This window comes from Pseudomonas sp. S2_E02 (assembly GCF_054668355.1).
In genome coordinates this window covers 886588-898877 of record NZ_CP162761.1, presented here as the reverse complement: position 1 = coordinate 898877, position 12290 = coordinate 886588, and the positions used below count along the sequence as shown (strand labels likewise).

The window sequence follows — 12290 nt, the reverse complement described above, 5'->3', positions numbered from 1 at the left end:
GCCTGCCGCACTGCCTGCCTCCAATGTTTACACCACTGGAGGTCAGCAAAATGAACAGCGACGATAAAACCCCGCACGCCCCGCCCACCGATACGTCCGGCAAACCGGTAAACGTTGTCGAGCGCGATCTTGAAGACCGGGACGATGACAGCGCAGCCGTGGATGAAGTCATCACGCCCTCGTCCACAAGAGTGAAGGAGCAGGACGCCGAGACGCTGCAGCGCAAGATCGATGAGATAGAGCGCAAAGTGGCTGATGGTAATTAGTGGTATTGAAGGAGATCGCGGCAGTCTGTTCGATCTACCCCCTCACCCCAGCCCTCTCCCCCAGGGGGGCGAGGGGGAAAGGGAGCCGATCTGTGTGTTCTTCAAATCTTGCGTTCAACTCGGTATTTCAAGTCGGCGTTACTTGCACAAACACCTCGGTCAGTCCCCTCTCCCTCTGGGAGAGGGCTAGGGTGAGGGTTTCTTCGCCGGGTTGAGTTTCACGGCCGCACATATCTGCTCCCAATCGGCCGTCAGCGTCGCCAGCGCCAAGGCATTGCCCAGCGCCGCGCCGCTGGCGGTATTGTCGAAAATGCACCAGGTCGTGGCACCTGCAGCGGTCGCTGACAGCAAGGCGTGTGCGAGGTGTTGCAGATAAGGTGAATCGTAGGCGCTGTGGTAAATGCGCGGTGAGCCGTGCAGGCGCCAATACTGGGTGCCCGCCCAGCCGGCTGGCGAAATATCACGGCGGATGCGCGAAGGATCGACTGCTGCTTGGGCGATCTGATGAGTCATTAATATCGGCTCGGCGCTGACCCACGATTCATGCCTTGGCTCAAGCACCACCGCGCCGGAGAACCGCTCGCGCAATGTCGTGAAAAAGGTTTCGGCGATGGCGGCGTCAAACGCCAGCGAAGGTGGTAACTGCACCAGCAAGCAGCCCAAGCGTTCGCCCAGACCGCCGCATTCAGCCAGAAACCTGTCCAGCGCCGCCTCGCAACCTGCCAGGCGTAACTCATGGGTGATGTGTTTGGGCGTTTTCACCGAAAACCGGAAGGCCTCCGGTACACCATCGGCCCAACGCTCATAGGTTTGCCGGCGATGCGGACGGTAGAACGAGCTGTTGATTTCCACGCCGTTGAGTCGCGTGGCGTAGCGCTGCAAATGCGTGCCCTCCAAGGGAAATACCGGCCAGTGTTCGCGCCCCAGACTCCAGCCGGCACAACCGATGAAAATCAAAAGCACACCTCCGGGTTTCTCCTGCCTGATCGTTCCTACGCTCTGCGTGGGAATGCCTCAAGGGACGCTCCGCGTCCAGTGACGCGGAGCGTCACGGGCTGCATTACCACGCCGAGCGTGGGAACGATCAAACCTGTGCGTTTACCGGTTATTTTTTCCCGGGTAACACCGCGCCGAGCACCTGTTTGGCGGTTTGCACGATCACCCCGGCTTCATCCGGATCGCCCTTGAGCAATGTCGTGGCGAATTTCTTCGCCTGCTCAAGCTTGATGTGCGGCGGCAAGGGCGGCACGTTCGGGTCGGTCTTGAACTCGATCACCACCGGCACTTCCGAGGCCAATGCCTTTTCCCAGGCTGCGGCGACGTCTTCTTCGCGATCGACAAAAATGCCTTTCAGGCCAATGGAAATGGCGAACAAGTGGTAAGGCACGTCCGGGATACTTTGCGACGCTTCGAACTTCGGATCGCCCTCCATCACCCGCTGCTCCCACGTGACCTGATTGAGATCCTCGTTGTTGAACACCGCACAGATCCATTTCGGACTCGCCCACTGCCGCCAGTATTTGGCGACGGTGATCAGTTCGGCCATGTTGTTCATCTGCATTGCGCCATCGCCCACCAGCGCAATCACCGAACGCTCGGGATAAGCAAACTTCGCGGCAATCGCGTAGGGCACTGCGGCGCCCATGGACGCCAGGCCACCAGACAACGAGCACTGCATGCCACGGCGGATTTTCAGGTCACGGGCGAACCAGTTGGCGCAGGAGCCAGAGTCGCTGGTGATGATGGCCTCATCGGGCAAGCGTGGCGACAGCTCATAGACCACCCGTTGCGGGTTGACCGGGTCGGCTTTGGCCATGGCGCGTCTTTCGAGGGTTTTCTCCCAACTGCTGCGCCAACCTTCGATTTTCTTGCGCCACTTGTTGGAGGTTTTCTGTTCGAGCAGTGGCAATAACGCGGCGAGGGTTTCCGCCGAGTCGCCGACCAGATTGACTTCCATCGGATAACGCAGGCTGAGCATGTCGGGCTGCAAATCGATCTGCACGCCGCGCGCCTGGCCTTCTTTGGGCAGAAACTCCGAATACGGAAAACCCGAACCGATCATCAGCAAAGTGTCGCATTCGTTCATCAGTTTGTAGCTCGGTTCGGTGCCGAGCAGGCCGATGCTGCCGGTGACCCAAGGCAGATCGTCCGGCAACGCGGCTTTGCCCAATAATGCCTTGGCGACGCCGGCACCGAGTTTTTCCGCCACGGCGATGACTTGATCGGTCGCCTGCAATGCCCCGACGCCAACCAGAATGGCGACCTTCTCGCCCGCGTTCAAAACCTCGGCGGCACGCTGCAGATCCTCGTCATAAGGCAGCACTTTGGGTTTCGTGTAACCCACCCCGGAATGCGCGGTGCCATGGGCGCGCGCCGGTGCTTCGTATTTCAATTCCTGCAAATCGTTTGGCAGAATCAGCGCCGTTACCCGCCGTTCGCCCACGGCCGTGCGCACTGCGCGATCGAGCAAATGCCGCACCTGCGAAGGCGCCGACGCCTGCTGCACAAATGCCCCGGCGACATCCTTGAACATCGACACCAGATCCAGCTCTTGCTGGTAGTGACTGCCCAGCGCCGTGCGTGCCTGCTGGCCGACAATGGCCAGCACCGGCATGTGGTCCATGCGCGCGTCATAGAGGCCGGTGATCAGGTGCGAGGCGCCGGGGCCGGAAGTGGCGATGCACACACCCAGCTCGCCGGTGAACTTCGCGTGTGCCGAGGCCATGAACGCGGCCATTTCTTCATGCCGCGCCTGAACGAATTCGATTTTGCCCTTGGCCCGACTCAGCGCGCCGAACACGCCGTTGATGCCGTCGCCCGGATAACCAAAAATTCGCGTAACACCCCATTCACTGAGCCGCTCAACCAGAAAATCTCCCACTGTCATCGTCATCTCGATCCTCGTCTTTCTCCGCTGCATGGAGCTGCCCCGACAGCACATCCGCCGGGAGGTGTAAGGGTCTGGACAGTTGGGTTGTTGGCGAAGTTTCGATTGGTTTCCTCAGGCCAATCCTTGTTTGTTTTTCTGAGTTCCCCACAAGACCTGTCGATCGGTGGTGAGTCCATTCGCGAGCAGGCTCGCTCCCACTGGGAATTGAGTTGCAAATGTGGGAGCGAGCCTGCTCGCGAAGTCGGTAGAACAGCCACTGATGACGCGGAGGCTTTCAACGATGCGGATGCACCGTGAACGCCACCAGTTTGATCACGATCGGCCGCACGACCAGGATGCACAGGAACGCCACCGGCATCGCCAGCTTATAGGCGTGCAAGGCATTACTCAGGTAGTTGTTATCAATGCCCGAATTGGCAGCGGTGATCACCAACGACATCAGGAACGCCATGATCGTCGCCATGTACAGCGCAAACACATAAGGCGTAGCACGTGGCGACAGTTTGCGACGGCTGATGATCAGGGCTTCAGAGCTTGTCGGTTGATTCATATGGCTTTTCCATCCATTGACAGGGAGCCCGCACGTTAACAAAGCCTTTCTGCTGCAACTAGACGGTTAATCGCAGGTATTTTATAAAGTAGAACTTACGAATCAACCCTCAACGGGACGATGAATGAACCTGCTGACGGCGATTGCCTGTTTTATCAAAGTGGTCGAAGCCGGCTCGATTGTCGGCGCCGCCAAGACCCTGGGCGTGAGCGCGGCGGCGGTGAGCCAGACGCTCAATCGGCTGGAAGCGCACCTTGGCGTGCGTCTGTTGCAACGTACCACGCGCAGCATGGCGCTCACCGAAAACGGCGCGGTGTACTACGAGAAAGTGCGGAAAATTGCCGCGGATCTGGAATCGGCACAAAGCTCGATCAGCAGCGATGAAACCCATTTGCAGGGTCGGCTGAGTATCGCCTCGACATCGGCGTTCGGCCGCCACGTACTGGCGTCGCTGATTGCCGGTTTCGGCGCACTGCACCCGCGCCTGCTCATCGAACTCTCCACCACCAACGGCAAGATCAACCACATCCAGGACGGTATCGACCTGAGCCTGCGGATCAAGCCGCAACTGGAGGACGGCATCGTCGCGCGCAAGATCGTTTCGCTGCCCTTCATCATGTGCGCCGCGCCAGCTTATCTTCAGCGTGCCGGGTGGCCGCAATCGCCGGATGATCTGCAAAACCATGCCTGCCTGGCCTTTCGTTATCCCCTGGACGGGCGTTTTCTGCGCTGGAGTTTTATCCGCGACGGGCAGCGTTTCGACGCCCCTGTCAACGCCACCGCCATCAGTGATGACATTGATGCACTGGCGCAAATGGCGGTTCACGGTGCAGGGATCACGCGACTGGCGGAGTTTGTTGCAGCGCCTTTCCTGGCGACCGGGCAACTGGTGCCGCTGTTTGAACACAGCGTCGTCCAGCCAATGGACATCTATGCCTGCGTGCAAGAACGCGCGGCGATGACGCCGAAGGTTAAAGCCTTTCTGGATTATCTGACAGCGCATCTGGCCACGCGCTGGCCGATGGAAAATGTTTAAGATTCTGGGTTCAAAGAGGCTCGCTGAAGCGCGCGAAATCGGGCAAAGTCCACCTCGCCCAATCGGCCTATCACGGAAGATAACAACAATGAAAAAAACGCTCGGTGCCCTACTACTGATCTGCTTGAGCAGCCACGCCTTCGCTGACGCCCAACCCGTTGGTTTCCAGTACGCCATGCTGGCGGATCCGCGCAATGAGCGCCCGGTAGAAATGGTCGTCTGGTACCCGAGTGCGACCACCGCTGCGACACCACAATTGTTCGGCGACAACCCGGTATTCGTCGGCGCCCCTGCGGTGCTCAACGCCCCGGCCGCCAAAGGCGAGCATCCATTGGTTGTGCTATCCCACGGCAATGGCGGGAGCTGGATCAACCAGACGTGGTTGGCCAGCGCGCTGGCCCGTCAGGGTTACATCGTCGCAGCGGTCAACCACCCCGGCACCACCAGCCGTGATCGCAGCCCGCAAGCCGCAGCGCAGTTGTGGCAGCGCCCCGTTGACCTCAGCCGCGCCATTGATGCGGTGACGGCGCAACCGGAAAAATTCGGCGCAGTGACGAAGGATCGAATTGCTGTTGTGGGCCATTCGCTCGGCGGCTGGACGGTCCTCGAAGCCGGCGGCGCGCGCTTTGACCCCGAGCGTTTTGCCGAAGACTGCAAGGTTCACACGCAACTCGCCAGTTGCACCGCCTACCAACAAATGAACACTACAAACACCGCGCAAGCGAAAGCTCAATTGGCCGCCGACTGGCGTGACAAGCGCGTCACTGCCGTGGTTTCACTGGATCTGGGCCTGTCGCGCGGGATGACCGACGCCAGCCTCGCGGCCTACCCCGTGCCGATCCTGGTGATCGCTGCTGGCGTGCCGTCGAAAGAACTGCCCGCTGAACTGGAGTCCGTCGACCTCGCGAAACGTCTGCCAAAAACCTCATCGCGTTATGTCGAGATCAGCGACGCCAGTCACTTCAGTTTCATGGCAATCTGCAAACCTGGCGCCGTGGCGATGCTCGACGAGGATGTACCGGGCGACAGCATCATCTGCACTGATGGCGAGGGCGGCCGCCCACGCGCGCAGATTCAACAACAGGTGATTTCCCTGATTACCGGGTTTCTGTCGCAGTCACCTGCCCCCTTGAAACAAGCCATTACCTACAAGGATTCGCAATAACAATGCTCACGCCCTCCCCTCAGACCTTCCGGGGCAGTTGCCTGTGCGGAGCGGTGAAATACCAGATCCGTTCACGGCCCAAGGCGCTTTCGCATTGCCATTGCAGCCAGTGCCGCAAAAGCCACGGCGCGGCGTTTGCCAGCTATGGCAGCGTGCAGCGCCAGAACCTGGAGTTGCTGGAAGGTGCTGACCATCTGAAGTCGTATCAATCGTCTGAATCGGTACAACGCCAGTTCTGCACGCACTGCGGCTCGTCGCTGTTCTGGGCAAGCAATCAAGGGGAGTTCAACGGCTGGATCTCGGTTGCGCTGGGCACGCTCGACACGACGTTCACCACGGAAAAACAGCAACATGTGGAAGTCACGTCGAAGGCGCCGTGGTTTGAAATCAAGGATCAATGGCCGCAGCGCTGAGGCTGAAAGATTCATTTATCAGACGTTGCTTCACCCGTTGGAGATCAGATGAAACGCTCAAAAATTGCGGCGTTGGCTGCGCTGGTAATGGCCGCAATAACCGTCATTTCACTGCAGATGTTTCTGTACGACGCCGAGATAACCATGGCTCAGGCATCCATGGGCAGCGTGCCTGTCCAATTGGTCGCACAAATCCTGATCACCATCGCCACTCATCTGTTCGTCGTCCTGATGGTGCCAACGCTCTTGATCGCCTACAGGAGGTACCTCGCCGGCTATGCGGTGCTTGCCCTGTCCCTCGCGGCCTACGCCCAGATGACCACAGGGCTGGGTGTGATCGGGCCGATGATCGCGGTCATCGCCGTCTCGATCCTGGGTTTTTATGGTTTCAGAAAAGCCAGCGAATGGATTCGCTACCTGCGCGCAAAATGACTGATCAGACCGATCAATCGCACTCTGGATCAGGAAGCGGGTTCTGTGGTGTGCTGTCTATTATCAGCGAGGTATTTTTTCCACTTGCCAAGATGAGGCCCCTTACATGAGCAAAGCACCGTACGTTCCGCCCCAGGTCTGGAAAAACGAAGCCCCGTCCGGTGGCCAGTTCGCCAGCATTAACCGGCCGGTTGCCGGGCCGACCCATGACAAGACCTTGCCGGTCGGCAAGCATCCGTTGCAGCTCTACTCGCTGGCCACGCCCAACGGCGTCAAAGTGACGATTATGCTGGAGGAGCTGTTAGCGCTGGGGCACAGCGCTGCCGAATACGATGCGTGGCTGATCCGCATTGGCGAGGGTGACCAGTTCTCCAGCGGCTTTGTCGAGATCAACCCCAATTCGAAAATTCCGGCGCTAATGGACCGTAGCGTTGAGCCGCCGATTCGTGTGTTCGAATCCGGTTCGATCCTGCTGTACCTGGCGGAAAAATTCGGCGCATTCCTGCCGAAGGATCCGGCGGGCCGCACCGAAACCTTGAACTGGCTGTTCTGGCAGATGGGCTCGGCGCCCTACCTGGGCGGCGGTTTCGGGCATTTCTATGCCTATGCGCCGGAGAAGATGGAGTACCCGATCAACCGCTTCACCATGGAAGCCAAGCGGCAACTGGACGTGCTCGACCGGCGTCTGGCCGAAAGCGCCTATCTGGCCGGCGACAGCTACACCATCGCTGACATCGCAGTCTGGCCGTGGTACGGGCAATTGGTGCGCAACAACGTTTATTCGGCGGCCGAGTTTCTCGCCGCTCACGAGTACACCCATTTACAGCGCTGGGCCGAGGACATCGCCCAGCGGCCGGCGGTCATTCGTGGGCAACGCATCAATCGCACCTGGGGTGATGAAGCAACCCAAGTACCCGAGCGTCACCAGGCTGAAGATTTGAACTGACAGCCCTTTCATCACGTTCAGCAGCGGGCCGATCACAAGCGTTTGAGATCGGCCCGTTTTTGCTTCTATCTCGCCCCCGAAAAACCACGACTCTGCGCCAACCCGCGCCGTAGAGCGCCCGCCCGATTGTGAAAAATTCGTTAACTAACTGAGCCGTACGCCTTTCTTCACCCGGAATGATCTGACAGACTAATGCGAATAATTCCTACACGCACTCGCACTGGATTCGTTTTCGTATCATTTGGGGAAGCAGATTGATGTCGTTTTGCACCATACACCGCCGCTCAAACCGTTCACCAAACCTGTTGGCACTCGCCATTTGCATGGCCAGCATCACACCGGCGCTGGCCGACGAGGCAACACCTGCCACGTCTGAAACAGCCGCGCCGGCCACGCTGGAACTGGACGCGACAGAAATCGGCGCGACCCAGATGAGCAGCACCACCGAAGACACCCAATCCTACACCACCGGCCCGATGCGGACGGCGACCAAGCTGTCGCTGACCATGCGCGAAACACCCCAAGCAGTAACAGTGATCACCCGTCAGCGCATGGACGACCAGAACATGACCAGCATCAACGACGTGGTGAAAGACACGCCGGGACTGTTCCTCAGTCAGGCCAGCGGCCCGGGTCGGCAGACCTACAGCTCGCGCGGTTTCGACATCGACACCATCATGTACGACGGCCTGCCGAGCTCCTATTCGCCGTTCTCGATGGCGGTGCAACCGAACCTGGCAATGTTCGACCGCGTCGAAATTGTCCGTGGTGCGACCGGCCTGGTCACCGGTGCCGGCAACCCTTCGGCGGCGATCAACCTGGTGCGCAAACGCCCGACGGCCGATCAGCGTGTAACCCTCACTGGCGCCGCCGGCAGTTGGGATGACTACCGTGGCGAGATCGACGCCTCCAGCCCGTTGAACGAAAGCGGCACCCTGCGTGGCCGGGTGGTCAGTTCCTATCAAGGCGCCGACAGCTTCCGCGACAAGGAAGAAAACGACCATGGCCTGTTCTACGCCATCGGTGAAGCCGACCTCAGCGACAGCACCACCGCGACCCTCGGCTTCTCGCGTCAGAACGAACAGACCAACTATTTCTGGGGCGGCCTGCCGATCGGCACCAACGGCCACCACCTCGACCTGCCCCGCTCCACCTACCCGGGCACCGACTGGGAAAACCGCAAGCTGCAGATCGATACTGTGTTCGGCGAAGTCGAGCATCGTTTCGACAACGACTGGAAACTGCACGTCGCCGGCTCGTCCTCGACCCTCGACGGCGAGTTCTCCGGGACTTACCTGTCGCGTTACGCCGGCCCGCTGGAAACCACGGCCTATCAATCCCATCACACCGACAAGCAGCGCTCGCTCGACGTGTTCGCCAGTGGCCCGTTCGAAGCGTTCGGCCGCAGCCACGAACTGGTGGTCGGCGCCAGCAACCGGGTGTATGACGCGACCACCAAGGAATACGATCCGTACACCACGGCCTGGCCGATTGGCGCGCCCAAGCCTGATTTCGTACGGGACGGCAAAACCCGCAACGTCACCACTCAGGACGCCGTCTACCTGACCACCCGCCTGAGCCTGGCCGACCCGCTGACGCTGATCCTCGGCAGCCGTCTCGACTGGTACGACTACGATGACCGCACGGCCGATGGCGACTACAAAGTCACGCGTAACCTGACCCGTTATGCCGGTCTGATCTACAAACTCGACGACCATCATTCGGTGTACGCCAGCTACACCGACATCTTCACCCCGCAAACCCAGAAGGACCTCGGCGGCAAGGTGCTCGAGCCAATCGTCGGCGAAAACTACGAGGTCGGCATCAAGGGCGAGTACTTCGACGGCGCCCTCAACGCCAGCCTGGCGGTGTTCCAGATGGACCAGACCGGTCGTGCCACCCAGGCCGACAATCAGTTCGGTTGCCCGGTCCTGACCTGCTACGGCTCATCGGGCAAGGTACGCAGCCAGGGCGTGGACATGGAACTGCAAGGCGCGCTGACCGACAACTGGCAGGTCGGCGCCGGCTATACCTATACCCGCGCGCACTACATCAAGGACGAAAACCCGGCCAACAACAATCAACGTTTCGAAACCGACACGCCAGAGCATCTGTTCAAGGTGTCCACCGTCTATCGCTTCCAGGGTCCGCTGCAACACTTGCGCGTGGGTGGCAACGTTTACTGGCAGAGCCGCATGTACAACGACGTCGCTCTGGCCAATAACGGCAGCTACCGCCTTGAACAGGGTGGCTATGCGGTCACCGACCTGATGGCCGGGTACGAGGTCAACAAACACCTGGATCTGCAGGTCAACGCGAACAATATCTTTGATCGCGTCTACTACTCCGCCATTGGCTCCAATGTTACGTGGGGCTCCAACGACAACTACGGCAACCCGCGCAGCTATATGCTGACGGCGAAGTACAAGTTCTGAGTCGCTGACCTTCTGATCAGCAACAAGCAAGGGCGCTGGGGAAAGCCACGGCGCCCTTGTACTTTCTGGCCTCTTCATTAGTCATGAGCAGCAATAACCGTTAGTCTCTGAGCGAACTCTTCACGAAGCATCGCGCCATGACCAATCCGGCCTTTACCCCTGATATTGACGCGATCCGCAGCATTGACGCGGTGCCAGTCATCCTGAGCATGGTCAAACACCTCACTGGCATGCGTTTCGCCGCAGTCGCGCGGGTCACTGAAAGCAACTGGGTGGCATGCGCTGTCGATGACTCCATTGATTTCGGACTCAAACCCGGTGGCGAACTGGTACTTGAATCGACCATCTGCCACGAGATCCGCCAGCATAAGCAGCCCGTGATCTTCGGGCACGCCAGTGCGCACCCGGTCTTTTCGCTGCACCACACGCCGAAAACCTATGGGCTGGAAAGCTACATCTCCATTCCCATCGTCAAAGCCAATGGCGACTTCTTCGGTACGCTGTGCGCCATCGACTCGGTCCCGGCCAATATCGACGAACCGGCCATCACCAAAACACTGACCCTGTTCGCTCAATTGATCGCCATGAACCTGGACACCCAACGCCATCTGGAAGCGACCCGAATCGAGCTGAACAACGCCAATGAACTCGGGCGCCTGCGCGAGCAATTCATCGCCGTTCTCGGCCACGACTTGCGCACACCACTGAGCGCGGTGCGCATGAGCGCTGACTTGCTGGAAAGCAAAACCGAAGACAAACGTTCGCTCAACCTGATTGCGGCGATTCGCAACAGCTCGGTGCGCATGGGCGTGTTGATCGAAAACATCCTCGACTTTGCCCGAGGACGTCTGGGTGGCGGGATTCCGGTGCAGCGCAAGTTGGTGGACGACTTGCAGCACACCCTGCAATTGACCCTCGCCGAGGTACAAGCGTCCCATCCCCAAGCGGTGTTTATCCATGAACTGGATGTGCCGGCGGGCATTTATTGCGATGCGCTGCGCATCAGCCAATTGCTTTCCAATCTGCTGGGCAACGCGGCCACCCATGGCTCGAACAGCGCGCCAATCGTCCTCAAGGCGTATGCGGAAAATGACGAGATCGTGATCTCCCTGACCAACCAGGGCACACCGATTCCAGCGCAACTGCTGCCACTGCTGTTTGAACCGTTCTCCCGCGCCGAGGCCGGGCAACGTTGCGAGGGTTTAGGGCTGGGGCTGTATATCGCCTCGCAGATCGCGATGGCGCACAACGGTACATTAAGCGTGACCTCAAGCGCCGAGTCGGGAACCTGCTTCGTGGCGAGACTCCCGGCCCGGTACAAATGGCTTTAAGCCGCCTGCCGCCGCATTGTCAGAATCGCCGCGCCAAAACCGATAAAGGTCGAACCAACCACACGACTGACCCAACGGGACAACGCCGGACGGGTCAGCACGCCCTTCGCGCGCGAAGCCAGCGCGGCATACACACTCAGTGACGACACCGACAACGCCATGAAGATCGAGGTCAGGATCAGAAACTGCGGCAGCAACGCCGCGCCCTGATCAATGAACTGCGGAAACAACGCAGTAAAAAACATCGTCGCCTTGGGATTGGTCACCGCCGTCAGGAACGCCGACTTGTACAGCTTGCCGCGAGTCGGTCGCACCCTGCCCGCCTCACCTTCAATCCCATCCGGCAGCATCGGCCCCTTTTTGAACAATTGCTTGACCCCGAGGTAGAACAGATACCCGGCCCCGATGATCTTCACCGCGTTAAACAGCACTTCAGAACTGGCCAACAACGCCCCCAGCCCCAACATCGCCGCCGCCGACAAACAGAACAGCCCACTGGCATTGCCCAGCGACGACCAGATCGTGCTGCGCTGCCCGTGAGCAAGGCTATTGTTGATCGCCATCAGCGTCGCCGGCCCCGGACTGGCGATGGCAATTGCCGCGACCAGAGTGAAGGTCAATATCGAGTGAGAATCCATTTTCGCTGCTCGCAAGGTTGAAGATGCCGCATCTTACAACAACCGGCTGCATAGCCCAGATCAAAAGCCCCTCACCCTAGCCCTCTCCCGGAGGGAGAGGGAACTGACCGAGGTGATTGCCAGAGTCATGCCGACGTGAAATACCGAGCTGAACTCAAATCCAGAAGCAGATCAAAAGCCCCCTCACC

The 12290-nt window shown here is 59.5% G+C and carries 12 protein-coding genes; 8 read left to right on the top strand and 4 right to left on the bottom strand.

Annotated elements, in window-relative coordinates; all coding sequences use genetic code 11:
• The first annotated feature begins 50 nt into the window (after positions 1-50).
• The gene (locus AB4O01_RS03980; protein WP_460090751.1) at positions 51-266 is read left to right on the top strand and encodes a hypothetical protein; all 216 of its coding nucleotides are present in this window, start codon (positions 51-53) and stop codon (positions 264-266) included.
• 186 nt (positions 267-452) lie between these two features.
• Here AB4O01_RS03980 and AB4O01_RS03975 read toward each other — a convergent pair whose 3' ends face one another.
• From AB4O01_RS03975 to AB4O01_RS03965, 3 genes are all read right to left on the bottom strand, one after another.
• Positions 453-1223, bottom strand: a complete 771-nt coding sequence (locus AB4O01_RS03975; protein WP_460092205.1) for a DUF72 domain-containing protein — start codon at positions 1221-1223, stop codon at positions 453-455.
• A gap of 148 nt (positions 1224-1371) precedes the next feature.
• Positions 1372-3159: a thiamine pyrophosphate-requiring protein gene (locus AB4O01_RS03970; RefSeq protein ID WP_460090750.1), complete on the bottom strand. Its 1788-nt coding sequence runs from the start codon at positions 3157-3159 to the stop codon at positions 1372-1374.
• 271 nt (positions 3160-3430) lie between these two features.
• Positions 3431-3706 carry a DUF2798 domain-containing protein gene (locus tag AB4O01_RS03965; protein WP_099758985.1) on the bottom strand — a complete coding sequence of 92 codons (276 nt, stop codon included), beginning with the start codon at positions 3704-3706 and terminating at the stop codon, positions 3431-3433.
• 124 nt (positions 3707-3830) lie between these two features.
• Here AB4O01_RS03965 and AB4O01_RS03960 point away from each other — a divergent pair, with 124 nt between their 5' ends.
• The 7 genes from AB4O01_RS03960 (at position 3831) to AB4O01_RS03930 (ending at position 11464) form a co-directional block, all read left to right on the top strand.
• Positions 3831-4742, top strand: coding sequence for a LysR family transcriptional regulator (locus AB4O01_RS03960; protein ID WP_460090749.1), 912 nt, complete (start codon positions 3831-3833; stop codon positions 4740-4742).
• An 88-nt stretch (positions 4743-4830) separates the two neighbouring features.
• Entirely contained in the window at positions 4831-5907 is a 1077-nt protein-coding gene (locus AB4O01_RS03955; RefSeq protein WP_460090747.1) for an alpha/beta hydrolase family protein, read from the top strand.
• Positions 5908-5909: 2 nt separating this feature from the next.
• The gene (locus AB4O01_RS03950; protein WP_099758983.1) at positions 5910-6320 is read left to right on the top strand and encodes a GFA family protein; all 411 of its coding nucleotides are present in this window, start codon (positions 5910-5912) and stop codon (positions 6318-6320) included.
• Between the two features lie 48 nt (positions 6321-6368).
• Complete coding sequence (locus AB4O01_RS03945; protein WP_093433186.1) at positions 6369-6752, top strand: hypothetical protein; 384 nt, start codon at positions 6369-6371, stop codon at positions 6750-6752.
• A gap of 106 nt (positions 6753-6858) precedes the next feature.
• Positions 6859-7698 (top strand): glutathione-dependent disulfide-bond oxidoreductase, encoded by an 840-nt coding sequence (gene yghU / locus AB4O01_RS03940; protein WP_460090746.1) that lies wholly within the window; start codon positions 6859-6861, stop codon positions 7696-7698.
• Between the two features lie 257 nt (positions 7699-7955).
• Complete coding sequence (locus tag AB4O01_RS03935; protein WP_460090745.1) at positions 7956-10133, top strand: TonB-dependent siderophore receptor; 2178 nt, start codon at positions 7956-7958, stop codon at positions 10131-10133.
• A gap of 137 nt (positions 10134-10270) precedes the next feature.
• On the top strand, positions 10271-11464 hold the full coding sequence (locus tag AB4O01_RS03930; protein WP_099758980.1) for a GAF domain-containing sensor histidine kinase: 1194 nt from the start codon (positions 10271-10273) through the stop codon (positions 11462-11464).
• Here AB4O01_RS03930 and AB4O01_RS03925 read toward each other — a convergent pair.
• Complete coding sequence (locus AB4O01_RS03925; RefSeq protein ID WP_093433198.1) at positions 11461-12102, bottom strand: LysE family translocator; 642 nt, start codon at positions 12100-12102, stop codon at positions 11461-11463. The two genes, AB4O01_RS03930 and AB4O01_RS03925, sit on opposite strands and share 4 nt — an antisense overlap.
• Between the last annotated feature and the right edge of the window lie 188 nt (positions 12103-12290).